17 protein-coding genes are annotated in these 21886 nt (G+C 45.0%); 14 read left to right on the plus strand and 3 right to left on the minus strand.

Annotated elements, in window-relative coordinates; genetic code table 11:
* Positions 1–23: 23 nt before the first annotated feature.
* Genes nuoG through nuoN form a run of 8 tightly spaced genes read left to right on the plus strand, consistent with a single transcriptional unit; the run spans position 24 to position 10064 of the window.
* Positions 24–2756 carry an NADH-quinone oxidoreductase subunit NuoG gene (nuoG, locus tag GKR48_RS11170; RefSeq protein WP_154628139.1) on the plus strand — a complete coding sequence of 911 codons (2733 nt, stop codon included), beginning with the start codon at positions 24–26 and terminating at the stop codon, positions 2754–2756.
* Positions 2756–3733 carry an NADH-quinone oxidoreductase subunit NuoH gene (gene nuoH / locus GKR48_RS11175; RefSeq protein ID WP_036952747.1) on the plus strand — a complete coding sequence of 326 codons (978 nt, stop codon included), beginning with the start codon at positions 2756–2758 and terminating at the stop codon, positions 3731–3733. Before nuoG ends, nuoH begins: the two co-directional genes overlap by 1 nt.
* A gap of 14 nt (positions 3734–3747) precedes the next feature.
* A complete protein-coding gene (gene nuoI / locus GKR48_RS11180) occupies positions 3748–4290 on the plus strand; it encodes an NADH-quinone oxidoreductase subunit NuoI (RefSeq protein WP_004259834.1) in 543 nt (180 codons plus the stop codon).
* Positions 4291–4302: 12 nt separating this feature from the next.
* Complete coding sequence (nuoJ, locus tag GKR48_RS11185; RefSeq protein ID WP_036952750.1) at positions 4303–4848, plus strand: NADH-quinone oxidoreductase subunit J; 546 nt, start codon at positions 4303–4305, stop codon at positions 4846–4848.
* Positions 4845–5147 (plus strand): NADH-quinone oxidoreductase subunit NuoK, encoded by a 303-nt coding sequence (gene nuoK, locus GKR48_RS11190; protein ID WP_006660292.1) that lies wholly within the window; start codon positions 4845–4847, stop codon positions 5145–5147. The genes nuoJ and nuoK overlap by 4 nt, the downstream gene beginning before the upstream one ends.
* Positions 5144–7000, plus strand: coding sequence for an NADH-quinone oxidoreductase subunit L (gene nuoL, locus GKR48_RS11195; protein ID WP_154628140.1), 1857 nt, complete (start codon positions 5144–5146; stop codon positions 6998–7000). The genes nuoK and nuoL overlap by 4 nt, the downstream gene beginning before the upstream one ends.
* Positions 7001–7019: 19 nt before the next feature.
* Positions 7020–8543, plus strand: a complete 1524-nt coding sequence (nuoM, locus tag GKR48_RS11200) for an NADH-quinone oxidoreductase subunit M (RefSeq protein ID WP_154628141.1) — start codon at positions 7020–7022, stop codon at positions 8541–8543.
* A 9-nt stretch (positions 8544–8552) separates the two neighbouring features.
* Entirely contained in the window at positions 8553–10064 is a 1512-nt protein-coding gene (gene nuoN / locus GKR48_RS11205) for an NADH-quinone oxidoreductase subunit NuoN (protein WP_154628142.1), read from the plus strand.
* Positions 10065–10143: 79 nt separating this feature from the next.
* Here nuoN and GKR48_RS11210 read toward each other — a convergent pair whose 3' ends face one another.
* Positions 10144–11151 carry an alpha-xenorhabdolysin family binary toxin subunit B gene (locus GKR48_RS11210; protein ID WP_154628143.1) on the minus strand — a complete coding sequence of 336 codons (1008 nt, stop codon included), beginning with the start codon at positions 11149–11151 and terminating at the stop codon, positions 10144–10146.
* An 11-nt stretch (positions 11152–11162) separates the two neighbouring features.
* Entirely contained in the window at positions 11163–12374 is a 1212-nt protein-coding gene (locus tag GKR48_RS11215; protein WP_154628144.1) for an alpha-xenorhabdolysin family binary toxin subunit A, read from the minus strand.
* 720 nt (positions 12375–13094) lie between these two features.
* Here GKR48_RS11215 and GKR48_RS11220 point away from each other — a divergent pair.
* From GKR48_RS11220 to menE, 6 genes are all read left to right on the plus strand, one after another.
* On the plus strand, positions 13095–14420 hold the full coding sequence (locus GKR48_RS11220) for an isochorismate synthase (protein WP_336431150.1): 1326 nt from the start codon (positions 13095–13097) through the stop codon (positions 14418–14420).
* Between the two features lie 156 nt (positions 14421–14576).
* Positions 14577–16256, plus strand: a complete 1680-nt coding sequence (menD, locus tag GKR48_RS11225) for a 2-succinyl-5-enolpyruvyl-6-hydroxy-3-cyclohexene-1-carboxylic-acid synthase (protein ID WP_154628145.1) — start codon at positions 14577–14579, stop codon at positions 16254–16256.
* The gene (gene menH, locus GKR48_RS11230; RefSeq protein ID WP_336431151.1) at positions 16250–17032 is read left to right on the plus strand and encodes a 2-succinyl-6-hydroxy-2,4-cyclohexadiene-1-carboxylate synthase; all 783 of its coding nucleotides are present in this window, start codon (positions 16250–16252) and stop codon (positions 17030–17032) included. The genes menD and menH overlap by 7 nt, the downstream gene beginning before the upstream one ends.
* Positions 17033–17044: 12 nt before the next feature.
* A complete protein-coding gene (menB, locus tag GKR48_RS11235) occupies positions 17045–17902 on the plus strand; it encodes a 1,4-dihydroxy-2-naphthoyl-CoA synthase (protein ID WP_154602869.1) in 858 nt (285 codons plus the stop codon).
* Positions 17902–18873: an o-succinylbenzoate synthase gene (gene menC / locus GKR48_RS11240; RefSeq protein WP_154628146.1), complete on the plus strand. Its 972-nt coding sequence runs from the start codon at positions 17902–17904 to the stop codon at positions 18871–18873. The genes menB and menC overlap by 1 nt, the downstream gene beginning before the upstream one ends.
* Positions 18861–20276, plus strand: a complete 1416-nt coding sequence (menE, locus tag GKR48_RS11245; RefSeq protein ID WP_154628147.1) for an o-succinylbenzoate--CoA ligase — start codon at positions 18861–18863, stop codon at positions 20274–20276. Before menC ends, menE begins: the two co-directional genes overlap by 13 nt.
* Before the next feature lie 88 nt (positions 20277–20364).
* On the opposite strand, the gene GKR48_RS11250 is transcribed toward menE, so the two are convergent.
* A complete protein-coding gene (locus GKR48_RS11250) occupies positions 20365–21804 on the minus strand; it encodes a catalase (RefSeq protein ID WP_154602866.1) in 1440 nt (479 codons plus the stop codon).
* Positions 21805–21886 lie beyond the last annotated feature (82 nt).

Raw genomic sequence — 21886 nt, forward strand, 5'->3', positions numbered from 1 at the left:
GCTAACGCGGGCCTTTGGGAAGCATGCTGACTATGGCTACGATATATGTAGACGGCAAAGAATATGACGTAAACGGGTCTGAAAACCTGTTACAAGCCTGCTTATCGTTGGGGCTAGATATTCCTTATTTTTGCTGGCATCCGGCGCTGGGAAGCGTTGGCGCTTGCCGCCAGTGTGCGGTGAAGCAGTATCAAAACGCGGATGACACTCGTGGTCGCCTCGTGATGTCTTGTATGACACCGGCAACGGAAGGTACTTACATCTCAATCGATGATGAAGAAGCCAAACAATTCCGTGAAAGTGTTGTTGAATGGCTGATGACCAACCACCCACACGACTGCCCAGTCTGTGAGGAAGGTGGTAACTGCCACTTACAAGATATGACGGTGATGACCGGTCATACCATGCGTAAGTATCGTTTTACAAAACGCACGCACGTAAACCAAGATCTCGGTCCATTCATTAGTCATGAAATGAACCGCTGTATCGCGTGTTACCGTTGCGTTCGTTACTACAAAGATTATGCCGATGGCACCGACTTAGGTGTGTATGGCGCGCATAACTATGTCTACTTTGGTCGTACTGAAGACGGCACGCTGGAAAGTGAATTTTCCGGTAACCTCGTCGAAGTGTGCCCAACAGGGGTATTCACCGACAAAACGCACTCAGAACGCTATAACCGTAAATGGGATATGCAATTTGCACCGGGTATCTGCCAACAGTGCAGCATCGGTTGTAATACCAGCCCAGGTGAGCGTTATGGTGAACTGCGCCGTATTGAAAACCGCTATAACGGTTCTGTAAACCATTACTTCCTGTGTGACCGTGGTCGCTTCGGTTATGGTTACGTAAACCGTAAAGACCGTCCTCGCCAAGCGCTGTTAACCAAAGATGGCGTACAGCAGGTGGTTTCGGCGATTGAAGCGATGCAAAGCGGTGCGCAGATCATCAATCAAGCGAAGAAAGTGATTGGTATCGGCTCCCCACGTGCTAGCGTCGAAAGCAACTACGCACTGCGTGCTTTAGTCGGTGCGGAAAACTTCTACTCCGGCATTTCTAAGGATGAACAGCGTCGCTTAGCGCTGATGCAAAACATCCTGCAAAACGGCGGTGTTTACACCCCTACATTGCGTGAAATCGAAGGCTACGATGCGGTGTTAGTTCTGGGTGAAGATTTGACTCAGACGGGCGCACGTATGGCATTATCTGTTCGCCAAGCGGTGAAAGGTAAAGCCCGTGAAATGGCAGCGGCACAGAAAGTGGCTGACTGGCAAATCGCGGCGATTCAAAACATTGGTCAACATGCCAAGTACCCGCTGTTTATCACTAACGTGGATGACACGCGTTTAGATGATGTCGCGGCATACAACTACCGTGCACCAGTGGCTGATCAAGCGCGTTTCGGTTTTGCGATTGCTAACCTGATCAACGGTGACGCACCAGCAGTGAATGATTTACCAGCTGATGTGAAAGCGAAAGTAGAAACTGTGGCTCAAGCTTTAGCGGGTGCGAAAAAACCGCTGATTATCAGTGGTAGCCATAGCGCTAGCGATGCGATGATTGAAGCCGCAGCTAACGTCGCATTTGCACTGAAAGCGAAAGGGGCGAACGTCGGTCTGTCTTATGTCGCGCCTCATGCCAACAGCTTTGGCCTCGCGATGATGAACGCATTGCCATTAGAGAATGCGTTCTCTCGCATTGAAGCGAACGAAGCGGATGTGGCTATCGTGATGGAAAATGACCTTTACCGTCACAGCACCGTGGATGCCGTCAATAGCGCATTAGCGAAATTGAAGCACCTGATCGTGGCAGACCACCAGCACACGGACATCATGGATAAAGCGACATTAGTGCTGCCAGCGGCAAGTTTTGCTGAAGCAGACGGTACGCTTATCAACCAAGAAGGTCGTGCTCAGCGTTTCTTCCAAGTTTTTGACCCAACTTACTACGATAACAGCATCGTGATGAACGAAAGCTGGCGCTGGATGCATTCTCTGCAAACTGAAGCGCAGCAACGTGATGCGGATTGGTCGCAATTAGACCACGTTATCGAAGAGTGTGTGGCAGCTCTGCCACAGTTTGCGGGTATTAGAGATACGGCACCGAAAGCCTCTTTCCGCATTCGTGGACAGAAACTGGCGCGTGAACCGCATCGTTACAGCGGCCGTACGGCAATGCTGGCGGACAAATCGGTTCATGAACCGCGTCAACCGCAAGATATAGACTCACCATTTGCGTTCTCAATGGAAGGGAATAACCAACCGAAAGCACCACGTCAGCAAATTCCATTTGCATGGGCACCGGGCTGGAACTCACCACAAGCATGGAACAAATTCCAAGCAGAAGTGGGCGGACACTTACTCTTTGGTGATCCGGGCGTGCGTTTATTCAATTCGACAGAAAGTAAATTAGCGTACTTCACTGAGGTTCCTGCGGCTTACCAAAGCGGCGAAGCACAGTGGGTTGTGGCGCCTTACTATCATCTGTTTGGTAGTGATGAAACCTCACAACGTTCTGATGTCATTCAGCAGCGTATGCCAGAGCCTTATATCATGTTGAACGCGCAAGATGCGGCAGCACTGGGGCTAAATACTGGCGTGAAAGCTGAATTTAGTCATGCAGGTCAAACCTTTAACCTGCCAGTGCGTATTAGTCAGCACCTTGCTGTGGGGCAAATCGGTTTACCTCTGGGTATGCCAGGAATTGCTCCGGTAATGGCGGGCGTGTCAGTGAATAATCTGCGGAGGGGCGCATGATGGATTGGATTTCTCCTGCGGTGATGGAAGTCCTGATTTCCATCCTTAAATCGGTTGTCATCTTGCTGGTTGTCGTGACCTGCGGGGCATACATGAGTCTCGGCGAACGCCGTATTCTCGGTCTATTCCAAAACCGTTACGGTCCTAACCGTGTGGGTCCATTTGGAATGGGACAACTGATTGCCGACATGTTCAAAATGCTGTTTAAAGAGGACTGGATCCCAGAGTTTGCGGACAAGAAAATCTTTACGCTTGCCCCAGTTATCGCATTTTGTTCTCTGTTCTTAGCGTTTGCCATTGTGCCAGTCAGTCCGACTTGGCACGTCGCTGATCTGAACATCGGGATCTTATTCTTCCTGATGATGGCAGGTCTGGCTGTGTACGCGGTACTGTTCGCCGGTTGGTCAAGTAACAACAAATACTCCTTATTGGGTGCGATGCGTGCATCAGCTCAAACGGTGAGTTATGAAGTGTTCTTAGGCTTGTCATTGATGGGTGTGGTCGCACAAGCGGGTTCATTCAACTTAATCGACATCGTGAATTCCCAAGAGGGTATGTGGAACGTGATCCCACAATTCTTTGGTTTTATCACGTTTGCGATTGCGGGTGTCGCGGTATGTCACCGTCATCCATTTGACCAGCCAGAAGCGGAGCAAGAGATTGCCGACGGTTACCATGTGGAATATTCCGGGATGAAATTCGGTCTGTTCTTCGTGGGTGAATATATCGGTATCGTGACGGTGTCCGCGCTGATTGTAACGCTGTTCTTTGGTGGTTGGCATGGTCCGTTCCTGCCTGCTTTCCTGTGGTTTGCGATTAAAACAGCCTTCTTCATGATGATGTTCATCTTGATCCGTGCTTCATTACCGCGTCCACGTTATGACCAAGTAATGTCCTTCGGCTGGAAAATTTGTCTGCCACTGACACTGCTTAACCTGCTGGGTACCGCAGCAGTGATTTTATACAACGCTCAGTAAGGGGTGATTGAACCATGACATTAAAAGAGTTATTGGTCGGTTTCGCCACCCAAGTACGCAGTATTTGGATGGTGGGTCTACATGCGTTCGATAAACGGGAAACGCAAATGTACCCAGAAGAGCCGGTTTATCTGCCACCCCGTTACCGTGGGCGCATCGTGCTAACGCGCGATCCTGATGGTGAAGAGCGTTGTGTTGCGTGTAACTTGTGTGCGGTTGCTTGCCCAGTGGGATGTATTTCACTGCAAAAAGCCGAGCACGAAGATGGACGCTGGTATCCCGAATTTTTCCGCGTGAACTTCTCCCGCTGCATTTTCTGTGGTCTGTGTGAAGAGGCTTGCCCAACCACGGCAATCCAATTGACGCCAGATTTCGAAATGGCAGATTGGCGTCGTCAGGATCTGGTTTATGAGAAAAACGACCTGTTGATTTCAGGGCCAGGTAAATACCCTGATTATAACTTTTACCGTAAATCAGGTATGGCGATCGCAGGTAAAGATAAAGGCGAAGCGGATAACGAAGCGAAACCTATCAACGTCAAAGACCTGTTGCCGTAAGGAGCGATATTCATGGAATTTACATTTTATATCGCCGGTCTAGTTGCTGTTCTAGCAACTTTGAGGGTGATTACTAATACCAATCCAGTGCATGCGCTACTGTATCTGGTGGTTTCTCTGTTGGCACTGTCAATGGTGTTCTTCTCGCTCGGTGCGTATTTTGCCGGAGCATTGGAGATTATCGTTTACGCTGGCGCCATTATGGTTCTGTTTGTTTTCGTGGTAATGATGTTGAACTTAGGTCGCTCAGTACAAGAACAAGAGCGCGCTTGGTTAACACCGAAAACGTGGATTGGTCCCGCAGTGTTATCTGCTGTTTTACTGGGTATTTTAGTGTATGGGATCACCAGCCTTTCTCACCAAGAAAAAACGGAAGGTGTGATTATCACAGCGAAAGAAGTGGGTATCAGCTTGTTTGGTCCTTACGTCTTAGCCGTTGAATTAGCATCGTTATTATTACTCGCGGGTCTGGTTGTTGCCTTCCACGTGGGTCGTGACCGTTCAGAAAACAGCGCTGATCTTGTCAGCAACAGCCGTAATGCGGGGGAGAAACAATGATACCTCTTCAACATGGTCTGATTTTAGCGGCAATTATCTTTGTAATGGGACTGAGTTGTCTTGTTATTCGCCGCAACCTGCTTTTCATGCTGATCGGACTGGAAATCATGGTGAACGCAACGGCATTAGCCTTTGTGGTCGCGGGCAGTTTTTGGGGGCAACCAGATGGTCAGATTATGTATATTCTGGCAATCACTCTGGCGGCAGCGGAGGCGAGTATTGGATTGGCGTTGTTACTGCAACTCCATCGTCATCGTCAAAACCTGAACATTGATAAAGTCAGTGAGATGCGCGAATGAACTTACTCTATTTAACGATTCTGTTCCCGCTGTTAGGGTCTGTGCTTCTCGCATTTTCCCGCGGTCGTTGGTCAGAAAATGTATCTGCGATTATCGGTGCAGGCTCAGTGGGTCTGGCCGCTCTAGTTGCATTTTATGCAGGCTCTGAGTTTTTAGCCCAACCTGTTTTAGCTAATGGTGGATATGAGCCATACCCACAAATGTTATGGACTTGGATGTCTGTGGGTAATTTCACCATTCCATTTAGCCTGTCCCTTGATGGTCTTTCTCTGACCATGTTAGGTGTGGTAACGGGTGTGGGCTTCCTTATTCATGTGTATGCCTCTTGGTATATGCGTGGCGAGGAAGGTTACTCACGTTTCTTCACTTACACTAACTTGTTTATCGCGAGCATGGTGGTATTAGTGCTGGCTGATAACATGATGCTGATGTATCTGGGTTGGGAAGGGGTAGGGCTGTGCAGTTATCTGTTGATTGGTTTCTATTACACTAACCCAGAGAACGGCAAAGCGGCAATGAAAGCCTTCTTCGTGACCCGTATCGGTGATGTGTTCTTGGCTATCGGCATGTTTATCCTGTACAACGAACTGGGCACCTTAAACTTCAGCGAAATGGCACAACGTGCGGTTCAGTTGTCTCCGGAAGGCTTATCGATGCTGAACTGGGCAACGCTGATGTTATTAGGCGGCGCAGTCGGTAAATCAGCTCAGTTACCATTACAAACATGGTTAGCCGATGCGATGGCGGGTCCAACACCTGTTTCTGCACTGATCCACGCCGCAACCATGGTTACTGCTGGTGTGTACTTAATTGCGCGTACTCATGGGCTATTCCTGTTAACACCAGACATTCTGCATTTAGTGGGTGTTGTGGGTGCGGTAACATTGCTGTTTGCAGGTTTCGCAGCACTGGTTCAAACGGATATCAAACGCGTTCTTGCTTACTCGACTATGAGCCAGATTGGCTATATGTTCTTGGCGCTGGGCGTACAAGCATGGGATGCGGCAATTTTCCACTTAATGACTCACGCCTTCTTCAAAGCATTACTGTTCCTGTCCGCAGGTTCGGTGATCATCGCGTGTCATCACGAGCAAAACATCTTCAAGATGGGTGGCCTGCGTAAGCAGATTCCATTCGTTTATATTGTGATGTTAATCGGTGGTAGTGCATTGGCCGCGTTGCCTCTGTTTACTTCTGGTTTCTACAGTAAAGATGCCATCTTGTGGGGCGCGAAAGTGGATGGACAAACTGTGCTGTTATGGGCGGGTATCCTCGGTGCATTAATGACCGCAATTTACACCTTCCGTATGATTTTCATCGTATTCCACGGTGAAGCAAAAATCAAAGCGCATAAAGTTAAAGGCATCACTCACACTATACCACTGGCTATTTTGGCAATTCTCGCAACCTTCGTGGGTGCAATGATCCATCAGCCATTAGAGGGCGTATTCCCTGCAAAACCAATGGAAGCTGAAGACGGTAAACTGTTCATCGAAGCTATCTCGGGTGGTTTTGCTATCGCAGGTCTGTTGATTGCGACGTTCCTCTATCTGTTTAGACGTTCTATCGTTGATGCGATTGCGAAAACAGCAATTGGTCGTTTCTTCTCAACGTGGTGGTACCACGCATGGGGCTTCGACTGGTTGTATGATGTAATTTTTGTAAAACCTTTCAAAGGGATTGCATGGTTACTCGAAAGCGATCCGATTAACTCACTGATGAATATCCCTGCACATCTTTCACGTTGGGCAAACAAAGGGCTAGCAGTGAGTGAAAACGGTCAGATCCGTTGGTATGTTGCCTCTCTGGGGCTGGGTGCAGTGCTGATTCTTGCTCTGCTGCTTTTGGTTTAATTAAGGGACACATTGCGCCATGCAATTATATTGGCTAATACTTATTCCCTTTATCGGTGCCCTGCTAAGCTGGCAGGCTGACCGATTTAGTCACCGTGCACCTCGTTGGGTTGCGCTGGGGACAATGGGGATCACGCTTATCCTTGCGGTACTATTTTGGGCGCAAGGGGATTATTCGCTGGTTAACCCGCAAGGTATTCCAGAGTGGCAAAGTACATACTCAACGGAATGGATCCCTGCGCTAGGTATCAATTTCTCGTTAGCGGTTGATGGATTATCGCTATTGATGGTGGTGTTAACCGCCATCATGGGCGCGTTTTCAATCCTCAGTTCGTGGAGCGAACAGCAAGAGAACCAAGGTGCTTATCACTTTAACCTGTTATGGATTATTGCAGGTGTGATGGGGATCTTTACGGCGGTTGACCTGTTCTTATTCTTCTTCTTCTGGGAGATGATGTTGATCCCGATGTACTTCCTGATTGCGAATTGGGGACACAAAGGGTCAGGTAACCGTCAACATGTTAAGGCAGCGACAAAATTCTTTATCTATACGCAAGTCAGTGGTTTGATCATGCTGGTGGCGATTGTCGGTTTGGTTATCCTTCACTGGATTGCGTTCAATGAACTGACATTCGACTATAACGCGTTGTTAGGTACTGAAAGTGCGTTGTCAGGTACTGCTAGTTTCTTACTGATGCTGGGCTTCTTTATTGCTTTCGCAGTAAAAATGCCATTAGTGCCATTCCACGGTTGGATGGCCGATACCCAAGAACAATCGCCAACGGCGGGTTCTGTCGATATCTCCGGTATCATGCTGAAAACAGCCGCATACGGTTTATTACGTTTTGTACTGCCACTGTTTCCTGAAGCTTCACTGCAATTCACGCCAGTGGCAATGACGCTGGGTGTGATCAGTATCTTCTACGGTGCATGGTTAGCATTCAAACAGACGGATATTAAACGTTTAGCGGCGTACAGTAGCTTGTCCCACATGGGCTTTGTGACTGTTGCTATCTACGCAGCATCAACACTGGCCTATCAAGGTGCAGTGGTGCAAATGATTACTAACGGTCTGTCGGGTGCGGCGCTGATTATTATCAGTGGTCAGTTGTACGAACGTACTCAGACCCGTGATATGCGTATGATGGGTGGATTATGGAAACGCATCAAATGGTTACCGGGTTTATCCCTGTTCTTTGCCGCAGCAACTTTAGGTATGCCAGGCACAGGTAACTTTATCGGCGAATTCATGATCTTCTTCGGTAGCTTTAGCCAATTCACATTAGTGACCTGTATTATGGTGTTTGGTGTGGTGTTTGCCTCTATCTATGCACTCTGGATGATGCAGCAGACTTACTACGGAACGCCGAAATCAGACACTGAACTGAAAGGGCTAACGGCTCGTGAGTTTGGTGTTTTACTGGTTCTGGCGGCTTTATTGGTTATCATTGGTTTCTACCCACAACCTATCTTAGATACGTCTGCGGGTTCGATGGAAACACTACATAACCTGTATTCTGCTTCACTTTCAACACAAGGGTAGTAATTCGCCATGACAATAACAACTTTAGAAGTGTTAGCAATGCTGCCGTTAATCCTTTCCGGATTGACCGCAGTGATTGTGATGCTGTCAATTGCGTGGCGGCGAGATCACTTAACCAGTGCCGCAATAACGGTTGTTGGCTTTCTCCTGACATTTGTTTCACTGATTTGGGTTAATGGCTATGCCATTCCTACATCAGTGGGTGAGGAAGCATTACTGCCAAGAGCAGTGACTTCACTGCTGTTAGTTGATGGTTTTGCTCTGTTCTACTCAGGACTGGTTCTGATCGCAGGTATGGGTACCGCTATTTTTGCTTATCATTGGTTAGAAGGCTTTAATGATAACAAAGAAGAGTTTTACCTCTTATTGAGCATTGCGGTAACGGGTGGCGTTCTGCTGGGGATGTCGAACCATATGGCTTCGATGTTTATCGGTATCGAATTGATCTCTATCCCATTGTTTGGTCTGGTTGCTTATACCTTTGAGCGTAGCCGTACTTTAGAAGCGGGTATCAAGTATATGGTGTTATCCGCAGCCGCGTCTTCATTCCTGCTGTTTGGTATCGCTTTATTATACGCAGAATCAGGTAGCTTAAGCTTCAGCGTAGTCGGTCAAAGCTTAGCGAATAGCAGCATTCACGCGCCTCTGATTTTAGTCGGTTTAGGCATGATGATTGTGGGCTTCGGTTTTAAATTATCGTTGTTCCCATTCCAATTATGGACGCCAGACGTTTATCAAGGTGCGCCTGCGCCTGTTGCCGCTTTCTTAGCAACCGGCAGTAAAATCGCTATCTTTGCGGTATTGGTTCGTATCTTCTTAGAAGCACCGATTACACATGTTGATGGTATCGCGCAAACAGATACGTTATTAGCTGTTGTTGGTGTGATTGCAATTGCGTCAATCTTGTTTGGTAACTTACTGGCATTGACTCAGAAGAGCGCTAAGCGTCTGCTTGGTTACTCATCTATCGCCCATATGGGTTACTTACTGGTTACGTTAGTGGCAATGCGTGTGGATGCTCAATTGGCGCAAGTCACCATTGCTATCTACCTAGTGAGCTATTTATTAGCGAGCTTGGGGGCGTTTGGTGTGGTTAGCGTGATTTCGAGCCCATACCGTGGTGATGACCAAGATGACTTTAGTGCATTTCGCGGCTTATTCTGGCACAAGCCAGTCTTGGCCATGGTGATGACAGTGATGATGTTATCTCTAGCGGGTATTCCAATTACACTTGGATTCATCGGTAAGTTCTATGCCATTCTTTCGGCCGTTTACGCACAATTGTGGTGGTTAACTGGGGCTGTTGTGGTAGGTAGTGCACTTGGATTATTCTACTACTTGCGCTTTATGGCGAGCTTGTATAGCCGTGATGCAGAACATACAGACCGTTATACTGGCCCACAAAAAATGACGTTGGGAACTGTGTTTGCGGCGCTGTGTGCGATAGCGGTTATCGTGTTTGGTCTGTGGCCACAACCGATTATTGATATTGCTACATCAACACTGCCACCTCTTAACTAAGTTTAGATAGATAACTCGTTTAGAGTCAACAAATCAGTTGCGATAAAAGCCCCGCTACTTAACAGTAACGGGGCTTTTTTTAATCTGGTAATTGTCGTTGATATTGATACTCAATATCGTTCAAATAGGTCATTAGCATTTGGCTAACGGTTTTAATTTGACTGAAATTCAAACACTCCTCAGAGACTTTCTCACTCATAAACCCACACCAAGATTCCCAATAAGATTTTAACGCACTAGCTTGAGTGATAATGGTCTGTTTGTGGACCTCTATTTGATTGATATCATTGGCATAGCTCATGAGCTGCGAGAGTCGAAATATATTATTATCCATCGTATTTATCTCTTCGCGCGCCTCAATAATTTGGTCACTGATATAGATTCTTACATCAACCAGTTGACTAAATTCGAGCCCATCATCCACCATGGTTAATAAGTTACGGATATAACTAATAGCCGCTTTCAAAATGTCTTTTTTATTTGGTTGAATCTCAATAGAGTCGATAAGTTCTTTCCCCTGAAAATATCGGTCAAAGAAATCTGTAATTTTATGTTTTAATATAATATCTTCCGCAGCGAGGATCACAGAGAGATTGTTATTTAATTCGTTGACCTTGGATTGCTTACTATTTTTAGAGTTCACAAGAAACTCTTTTTGTTTGGTATATTGTGAAAGTTTTAGTTTGTTAGGCTCATTTAAATGAAAAACTAATAATGATTCTAATGTATAGCGTGTTTTTGAAATAAGCTTTTCAAGTTCGAATTTGACATCCATTAAGTCATCTACAAAGCCTGTAATCGCAATTTTTCGGCGCATATCTGATAAATCATCACTGTTTTCATACGATAGCAATGTATAATCATCATTTCTAATAATATAATTCAATTTAATTTTTAGAATGGGAACGGAATTTCTAATCAGTTCATTGAGCCTTTCAATTTTAATTGCGATCTTTTGAATTCGACCATAGATAATATAATCATAATTAAGAATATTTTTATTGAAAGAACTAATGCTATTTGAAATACACCTTAATTGGTAGATGTCAATGGAGGGTAGCATAGGTAAATCGAGGTTATCATGCATATTAACGCCTTTTATTGTGAGTTTTTTTCATTGATTTGTAGCTCATCAAATAGCTTAATCAAATGAACTGAATAATCTTGAATAGAAGTCCAAGATGTGATGATACGTTTGAATTGCGTGATAAACCGGATCAGTTTTTCTGCATTGTTTATCCTTGCAAATATATCAATAGATTGTTTAACCTCTGTGAGGATTACGAGCCACATATAATCTAAGTGGTCAATAGCGAGACGTGCATCTTTAAATAAGCCTTCAATTTTTTGTAAATTAATTTGAATATCAAAGATAGTTTTCTGTAGTAGCTCTTCTTGATGCAATTTGTGATTTATTTCTTCGATTTCTTTAATTAATTTATTCTTCCTATCACGGATGCTTTCTGCTTTTACGCCAAAAATACTGCCTGTAATCACTAAACCAATAATGCCTCCCGCAAGTCCTGTAAAACAAAGCTTAACAAAGTGGCTATACTCCTGCTCTAATTGGTGTAGTTCATTTTTCTTAAAGGCGATAAGTTCTTTATAGAATGACTCGTTATTGCTGGGGGCCTCGTTAGATTCTAATTGTTGATATAGTCCTTTTATTGTGAAGAGTAATGAATCTACATGGGTATAGTCTGAAAGATATCCACCGGTAATATGAGCTCGAAAATCTGAGACTGTGTTTTTAATTTTAATGGTTTTAATCGATTGCTGTTTTATATCTCCTTTTATTAAATGCAAAATACTTAAAAGTTCGGTGGCAATTTGTTGATCGTCGTTTTGGTATGTAATCTGATTTAAATCACTCTCCGATAAATCGTCTAAACTGTCTGAGATTTTTTGAATAATCGGCATATGGTTAATATATTCAAGAATTTGGGTGCCAGTTTGTATGATGTTACGACTGGTTAAAGATAAATCGATAGATTGCTCTTTCACTTTGAGCTCAACATTATCCCAGGTGTTGGCGTGTTTACGAATACTCAGGATTGTCTCAGTTAACTCATTAGCTGGCAGTAATGAATCATTTTCATCATTAATACCGAACCATTTGAAAATATCAATTTCTTTAGTGGGAAGGGTTAAAGCAAACTGGATGTGCCGGTGAATATTAATTAAATCTTCAAGGGTGAATATACCTGCGGATCTTGCGGATAAGGAATCTTGATTGGTTAATAATGCCAATGTTGCATCGCCAATGTTTTCCTTTTCAATAATTCGGTCATAGTTAAGCTGAGTATTCATTCTGGATTTCCAATTAATTAAATGAAGATGGAATGATAAAGTTAGAGAGCTAATTATCTTATTACTTAGATGATTAATTTATCGATTTACGTTTCGTTTTTAATAGTTATAAGATTCTAATGATGATGGATTTCTAGTTACTGTGAAATTTTTATCGTTATAAGTTTTTAATAGTAATAAACAATAGGCTTATCACGTTCAAAGTTATAACGCATAACCTACTAGAAACGCAGAGCTTATGTTGATATTAAAAAATGAAAATCAGCGCTAAAAAATAACTCATTGGTTGTAGTTTTAAATATTTATCTATTACATAAATTACCATTTTCAAACTTAGATATAGAGCCGTCACTGAGTTTCTAAGTGAATATTATGGTTTTTAAATAATAAGAAATTAATCTTAATTAGAATTCAATGTCTAGAATTAATTAGAGAATAAAAATGGTTTATAAGGTGAATTATTAATATTTTATATTTAATTCGCAACTTGATAGTCAATTTATACAAATGATAAGGGTATAAGCTCTTATTTAACAACTTGATATGACATGATTTCGAAAACGTGCACATGTCGTAATCGTATCATTTTTGATTTTTATCTGACGGTTTTTTAAACATCTTGTGCTATTAATAATGAATGTATTAATAAATTACATTGCGATATATAATAATTATAAGTAAATCGATGTCGTTGTTGTGATGGTGCAGTGGGAATCTAAAGTGACAAAAACAAAAATTGATAAATTATTAGCTGAAATTCTGACCCATTTGTCTACATTAGTACTCAATTCTAACGAATATACCCGCTTAGCGTGGAAGATGGACACAAAAGAGGCGTTTCCGGGATTAGCGTGGTTATCGTCCCAAGATAGCTACCCTCAGTTCTATTGGTATCATCGTACTGGTTCAGAGGAATGCAGTGCTTTAGGCACAGTAAAATCATTTAATGCAATTACGGATGCTGAGCAATTTATCTCGGAGCATACTGAAATTCCCGATATGCGATTATGGGGGCTAAATGGTTGGAATGGTGTGGGGGAAGGTATCAATGAAACCCTTAAGCGAGAATCCGCATTCTATTTTCTACCTCGATTAGAAATCTTCCGCTTGCGCTCAACGGTGACGGTTGCGCTAAACATTGATGGTGCACAGGATCTCCAAGCTGCCATTGTATTTATACAGCAGCTAAATTCGGCATCGAACGACGTATTCCCACTATCGACTCAAATCATTGGACAGCAGCATATACCCGATCATGACGAATGGTGTGCATTACTCACTGGGGCAATTCACGATATGCGAGCAGGCAAAATGGAAAAGGTGGTGATGGCTCGGGAAACCAAATTGTCTCTATCTCAGCCTATCACTGTGGCAGAGTTTCTATCCGCTAGCCAAAAAGTGAATCACCATTGCTACCATTTTATGATGGCGTTTAGTGCGCATTCCGGATTTATGTCATCGACGCCAGAGCGTCTTTACTTGCGCCAAGGTACTCAACTTAACTCTGAAGCATTAGCTGGCACAGTTGCGAACCATGTCGATGATTCGATTGCGGCTGAAAATGCTAAATGGTTAATGGAAGACAGTAAAAACCAGCATGAAAATTTAGTGGTGGTTGATGATATTTGTCAGCAATTACAAGGTGCAGTAACAGGTATTGATGTTTCACCCGCGAAGGTGATCCGTCTGAGAAAAATCCAACATTTATATCGCTCTATTGCAGCAACGCTGCTAGCGCCTTCAGACAGTGACTGTTTACAGCGTTTACAACCGACAGCAGCGGTATGTGGTTTACCCCGTCGCGTTGCCCGTGAATTCCTTGCCGAACACGAGCCATTTTCTCGTGGGTGGTATGCTGGAACAGGTGGCTTTATCAGTTTAAATCGCAGTGAATTTGCGGTTTCGCTGCGTTGTGCTCAAATTGATGGCGCCCAAATTTCCCTCTATTCAGGCGCAGGGATTGTGAGCGGTTCAGATCCCGAGCAAGAGTGGGAAGAAATTGAAAACAAAGCGGCTGGGCTAAAATCCTTACTGAAAACGCAATGAAAAACCAAGCACAATGAAAAATAGGCTAAAAACCCTATAGCTAAAATGGTTATTTCTTTTTTATTTTCAATTAGTTCATGAAAAATTGTTTTGAGATCAAGAAATTTTTCTCAATCCTATTACACTCAGCATCATGAATAATTTACCGAGCACATTATGTCGAATTCAGCATTTAATCTCCGTTGGGCTGAGGTAATTATTGAGGCGCTAGCCCGCCACGGAATGAAAAATATCTGTATTGCTCCCGGCTCTCGCTCCACGCCGTTAACGTTAGCTGCTGCAAATAATGCAAAACTGCATTGCCATACGCACTTTGATGAGCGCGGATTAGGTCATCTTGCTCTTGGGCTTGCGAAAGCGAGTGGCGAACCTGTTGGTGTGATTGTCACCTCTGGTACAGCGGTTGCTAACCTTTATCCCTCATTGATAGAAGCGGGATTAACCGGGGAAAGAGTGATTTTCCTTACGGCAGATAGACCACCAGAATTAATTGACTGTGGTGCTAATCAGGCTATTCGCCAAACCCACATTTTTGCTAGCCATCCGTTTGAAAATCTCATGTTACCAAGACCCACTCGCGATATTTCAGCGAAATGGTTGGTTTCTGCGCTAGATAACGGGATGAATCAGCTGCGCCATGGGGCATTTCATGTGAACTGTCCTTTTGCTGAACCATTATATGGTGAAACGGAAGGGGAAACTGAGTGGCAAGCGAGTTTAGGTGATTGGTGGCAATCGTCTCACCCGTGGCTAAGTGAACCTCCGACTCACACAGTCGCATTGGTGGTGGATTGGTATTTTTGGCGCCAGAAAAAAGGGGTCGTTATCGCTGGACGTATGAGTAGCAGCGATGGCGAGCTTGTTGCAAAATGGGCTGCAGAACTTGGTTGGCCAGTTATCGGTGATGTGCTCTCTCAGACTGGACAACCTTATCCATGTGCTGATTTATGGTTACAGCACCCAAACGCCAAAGCTTGGTTAGATGAAGCAGAGTTAGTGGTTCAATTTGGCTCCAGCTTAACGGGAAAACGCGCATTACAGTGGCAAAGCCAGTGTCATCCTCAAGAGTACTGGATAATTGATACCATCCCTGGGCGTTTAGATCCTGCCAACCATCAGGGGCGTAAGCTCACTTGCAGCGTAAAAGGGTGGATAGAGCAACATCCTGCTCAACCGCGCGGTGCATGGTGCGAAGGCTTAACGGACTTAACAAATCGTACCTTGCGACATGTTCAAACTCAGCTGCAAAACCAGTTTTCTGAAGCTGCGGTAGCGCATCAACTCCCTGAGCTTCTCCCGCCTCGCGGGCAACTTTTCGTGGGGAATAGCTTAATTGTGCGTTTAATTGATGCACTGGCTCAATTGCCAGCGGGTTACCCGGTATTTAGTAACCGTGGTGCCAGTGGCATTGATGGTTTGATCTCGACGATGGCTGGCGTACAGCGAGCAACCGCGAAGCCAACACTCGGTATCGTCGGCGATATCTCCGCCCTGTATGACTTAAACAGTTTGGCATTATTGCGTGAACCTTCAGCTCCTAGCGTATTGATTATAGTAAACAATAATGGCGGACAAATTTTTTCGATGCTGCCAACCTCCCCAGAAGCTCGCCAAAACTATTATTGCATGCCACAAAATGTAAGCTTTGAAGGTGCGGCGATGATGTTTGGTCTGCAATACTGCGCGCCAACAGATTGGTCGAGCTTAAAAGAGACAGTGCAAGAATTCTGGCTCAAGCAACACGGTACACTGCTGATTGAGTTAGTGGTTGATGGGGATGAAGGTGCTCGAACCCTAAAACAATTGCTGCAAGACGTGGAAAGTTTACCGTGCTAGCTGCGCACTATTATCCGAGTCAGGAACAACCTGCCAACGGCGACAAAACACCGTGGTTAGTTTTCCTTCATGGTTTATTAGGTAGTCACGATGATTGGTCATCGATTGTTGAGGCTTGCCCCAATTATCCGCGTTTAGTGGTCGATTTGCCGGGGCATGGTGATTCACATAGCATCGATTGCCAAGGCTTTATGGATTTTGACAAGCAACTGACTCAGTTGTTAGCGCATTACTCGGCTTCACAATATGTGTTGATTGGCTATTCGCTCGGTGCACGCTTAGCGATGCACTTTGCCTGCTTTAGCGCTCATAAAGGGCTACAAGGCTTGGTGATAGAAGGGGGCAATGTCGGTTTACCGAATGAACAGGAACGTATTGCGCGTGCGGATAACGACCATCGCTGGGCCGAGCGTTTTCGTCATCAGCCTATCGAACAGGTTTTGAATGACTGGTACCAACAAGCGGTTTTTGCCGACCTTACTCTTGCCCAACGTGAAAAGCTGGTGGGATTACGGGGTCAAAATAACCCGCTAGCAGTCGCTGATATGTTGGAAAACACGTCGTTATCCAAACAGCCGTTTTTAGTCGAGTCACTAAAGCAATTATCGGTCCCTTACTGCTATTTTTGCGGTGAGAAAGACCAAAAATTTCGAGGCGTTTCGCAACAATATGCATTGCCGTTTACGCTAATTGAGAATGCAGGGCATAATGCGCATCGGGAAAATCCCCAACATTACGCAGCTGCACTTCACTATTTTTTATCACACTGTGGTTAAAGGAACTTGATAATGATTTATCCAAGCGAAGAAAAACTGTACGCACCGATTGAGTGGCAAGATTGCTCAGAAGGTTTTGATGATATTCGATATCACAAATCCCCAGAAGGAATTGCTAAAATTACCATTAACCGCCCTGAAGTGCGCAATGCATTCCGTCCTCAAACCGTGAAAGAGATGATCCAAGCATTGTCAGACGCGCGTTATGACGACCATATCGGGACTATCATCCTAACGGGTGAAGGCGAAAAAGCCTTCTGTGCAGGTGGTGACCAGAAAATCCGTGGTGACTACGGCGGGTATCGCGATGAAAGCGGTACGCACCATCTGAACGTATTAGATTTCCAACGTCAAATTCGTACCTGTCCAAAACCTGTCGTGGCAATGGTTGCTGGTTTCTCTATCGGTGGCGGTCACGTTTTACATATGATGTGTGATTTAACTATCGCAGCCGATAACGCGATTTTCGGTCAAACCGGCCCTAAAGTTGGCTCGTTTGATGGCGGTTGGGGCGCATCTTATATGGCACGTATCGTCGGTCAAAAGAAAGCCCGTGAAATTTGGTTCCTGTGCCGTCAATACAATGCCCAAGAAGCGTTAGATATGGGGCTGGTAAACACTGTTGTACCTTATGCTGACTTAGAAAAAGAAACTGTGCGCTGGTGCCGTGAAATGCTGGAAAATAGCCCAATGGCATTACGTTGCTTGAAAGCAGCACTGAACGCTGATTGTGATGGTCAAGCGGGTCTGCAAGAGCTAGCGGGTAACGCAACGATGCTGTTCTATATGACGGATGAAGGTCAAGAAGGGCGTAACGCATTCAACGAAAAACGTGCGCCAGATTTCTCTAAATATAAGCGTAACCCATAATGAGAAAAGCCAAACTTTACTCGTTCAGCCTGCCGATGGAGGCAGGCGTTATCCTTCGCTATCAACGACTAAAAACCCGTGATGGGCTTTTGGTGTGTTTACAAGATGGGGATAGCGAAGGCTGGGGGGAAATTTCACCTCTGCCAGAATTTAGCCGTGAAACCTTGGAAGAAGCAACCGCAGACACCATCGCATGGCTAAATGAATGGGTGAATGAAGGCACAATGACGCCAAGCCATTTACCTTCAGTTGCCTTTGGCTGTAGCTGTGCATTAGCAGAGCTGACCGGTGAGCTTCCACAACAAGCGGATTATCGTAAAGCGCCATTATGTAGCGGTGACCCCGATGACCTGATCCTAAGCCTCGATGCCATGGATGGGGAAAAAGTCGCCAAAGTGAAAGTGGGGCTCTACGAAGCTGTACGTGATGGCATGGTGGCAAACTTATTATTGGAAGCGGTGCCTGAGCTAAAGCTGCGTTTAGATGCTAACCGTAGCTGGACTCGAGCAAAAGCAGATGGTTTTGCTAAATATGTGAATCCAGATTACCGTGCACGAATTGCGTTTCTTGAAGAGCCATGTAAAACCCGTGAGGAATCTTTGCAATTTTCCGCGGAGACTGGCATCGCTATCGCATGGGATGAAAGTGTGCGTGAAGAAGGCTTCAAAGTCGAAGCACAGCCGGGTGTGGCGGCGATTATTATTAAGCCGACCTTAACGGGCAGCTTGAGTTATTGCCGTAGTTTGGTGGAACAAGCTCATCAGTTAGGGATGCAAGCCGTGATCAGTTCCTCCATCGAAAGTAGCTTTGGTTTAACCCAATTGGCGCGGGTCGCAAATTGGTTAACACCGAACACCATTCCAGGCTTAGATACGGTTTCACTGATCCAATCTCAGTTAGTGAGGCCTTGGCCACAATGCCAAATTCCTGTTCAACAGTTAGATGAACTGACGGTTGTATGGCAGAGTTAACATTGTCGTCTAGCCGCTTTACCGACTGGCCTTGGCAGCATTGGGCCAGTCTTCAACCGAATAACATTGCACTTTTTACGGATACTGACGCGGTGACGTGGGCGGCGTTAAATCAGCAAATTGCCGATTTAGTCACTTACTTCACGATGCAAGGTGTGAAAGAAGGGCAATGTATCGCTTTGCGCGGTAAAAATTCCGTCGAATTACTACTCAGTCAATTGGCATTGCTAGCTTGTGGGGCGAAAGTCTTGCCTCTTAATCCTCGCCTTCCTGAGCGGTTATTAAATGAATTATTACCGCATCTTGATATTGGTGCAGTGATTGATTTTACCGATGAGCAGAACGCGTTAGCGGATTATCGCCATTTGGACCACCAGCTTTATCATCATTTTATTGAATATGATAATTTCCCTTCTGTAAGCTTTCAGAAAATCGCAGGGCAACCTGCAACGCTAATTTTAACCTCAGGTTCAACGGGGTTACCTAAAGCCGCAGTACACAGTGTTTCGGCTCACTTGAACAGTGCGGCGGGCGTACTGAATGCCATGAATTATCAGCAAGAGGATTGCTGGTTACTCTCGTTGCCATTATTTCACGTTTCAGGGCAAGGGATTGTATGGCGTTGGTTACTGAGCGGTGCAAAACTCGCTATTCGTTCTACACCATTGCCAGAAGCATTACAGGGTGTCACCCATGCATCATTAGTACCGACTCAGCTGTGGCGGTTATTGAATGACGAGATGCCATTGAATATTTCGTTGAAAGAAGTGTTGTTGGGTGGTGCCATGATCCCAACCAGTTTAACGGCGCTAGCCGAGCAGCGCGGTATTATCTGCTGGAGCGGTTATGGGATGACAGAAATGGCGTCAACCGTGTGTGCTAAACGTACAGATGGTAAGAAAGGTGTGGGGCTTCCGTTAACGGGTAAACAAGTACGGCTGGTGGATGATGAAATCCAAATTCAGTCGGATAGCCAATCCTTAGGGTATTGGTTTGATGGTCAATTACATCCTTTAAATTTAGTGGATGGCTGGTTTAAAACCAATGACAAAGGCGCCTTTATTGAGGGTGAATATCAGGTTTTAGGCCGTTTGGATAATCTGTTTATCAGTGGTGGGGAGTGTGTGCAGCCGGAAGATATTGAAGCGGTGATCAATGCGCATCCTGATGTGCACCAAAGCTTTATTATTCCTGTTGATGATGTGCAATTTGGGCAGCGTCCAGTGGCAGTGATCGAAGCTAATGAATCAATCGACTTGAACATGCTGGCGGATTGGCTAAAAGATAAATTAGCCCCGTATCAATTACCAATCGCATTTTATCATTTAGATCTTGAATTGAAAGCTGGGGGGATTAAAGTGTCTCGCCAGCGGGTGAAGCAGTGGGTGTTAACACAGAGATAGTGATGAATTAATCGTGGAATGAATTAATTAAGGAATAGATAAAAGCGCTAGAAAGCTCTAGCGCTTGGTTATAACAGGAGACTTTTGCTTATTTCAGCGCATTCAGCGCTTTTTCAACACCAGCACCGTATTCTGGGTGTACTTTCTTAAACAACTCGATTTGACGTTTTTGTGTCTCTTCTGACGCTTCAATCAGTTCGCCTGCTAAACGTTGGAACATACGTTGATGTTCGGCATCGTCCAGTAATTCATACAGTGCACGAGGCTGGCTGAAGTAATCTTCATCTTCACGGTGATTCCAGTGATCAGCCGCACCTTCGATGGATAATGGCGGTTCGCTGTAGTCCGGTTGTTCTTGGAACATACCTGCGCTGTTTGGCTCATAGGTTACGGTATTGCTGCTATTGCCATCAACGCGCATTGCACCATCACGATGATAATTGTGGAATGGGCAGCGTGGCGCATTCACCGGAATTTGATAGTGGTTAATACCTAAACGGTAACGCTGAGTATCCCCGTAAGAGAATAAGCGACCTTGCAGCATTTTGTCTGGAGAGAATCCAATGCCCGGAACGATATTCGCTGGGCTAAATGCAGCTTGTTCCACATCCGAGAAATAGTTATCTGGGTTGCGGTTCAGTTCAAAATATCCCACATCAATCAATGGATAGTCTTTGTGTGGCCACACTTTGGTTAGATCAAATGGGTTATAAGGGACGGTTGACGCCTCTTTTTCTGGCATGATCTGAATCTGTAAGTTCCAGCGAGGATATTCTTTACGTTGGATAGCATCGAACAGGTCACGTTGAGAGCTTTCACGATCTTTACCAATCAGCGCTTCTGCTTCGTCATCCATAAGGTTTTCGATACCTTGCTGGCTACGGAAGTGGAATTTCACCCAAAAACGTTCGTTATTCGCATTGATAAAGCTATAGGTATGGCTACCAAAGCCATGCATAAAGCGATAGCTTTTTGGTAATCCACGGTCGCTCACATCAATGGTTAATTGATGCAGTGCCTCAGGTAAATGAGAGAAAAAATCCCATTTATAGGCTGCACTGCGCATATTGGTGTAAGGGCAGCGTTTAACGACGTGGTTTAAGTCTGGAAATTTCAGCGGGTCACGTAGATAGAATACAGGGGTGTTGTTGCCCACCATATCCCAGTTACCTTCTTCGGTATAAAATTTCATGGCAAAACCACGGATATCGCGCTCGGCATCAGCGGCACCACGTTCACCTGCTACGGTGGAGAAGCGGACAAATAAATCAGTTTTCTTGCCAATTTCACTGAATAATTTAGCACGGGTATAGCGGGTAATGTCATGGGTGACAGTGAAAGTACCGAATGCTCCTGAACCTTTAGCGTGCATACGGCGCTCTGGGATCACTTCACGATCGAAGTGGGCGAGCTTTTCCAAAAACCAAACATCTTGCAACAGCATCGGGCCACGTTTGCCCGCAGTCATCACGTTATTGTTATCCACTACAGGTGCGCCTGAAGCGGTAGTTAGACCTCTTTTTTTCATCACAATACTCCCAAGCTATTAGATTTATAGACTACACAAAAGTAACTAACTGGATGAATATTTGTAGAATATCACTTCATCT

It is taken from the genome of Providencia sp. wls1943 (assembly GCF_009706275.1).
GTDB classification, from domain to species: domain Bacteria; phylum Pseudomonadota; class Gammaproteobacteria; order Enterobacterales; family Enterobacteriaceae; genus Providencia; species Providencia zhijiangensis.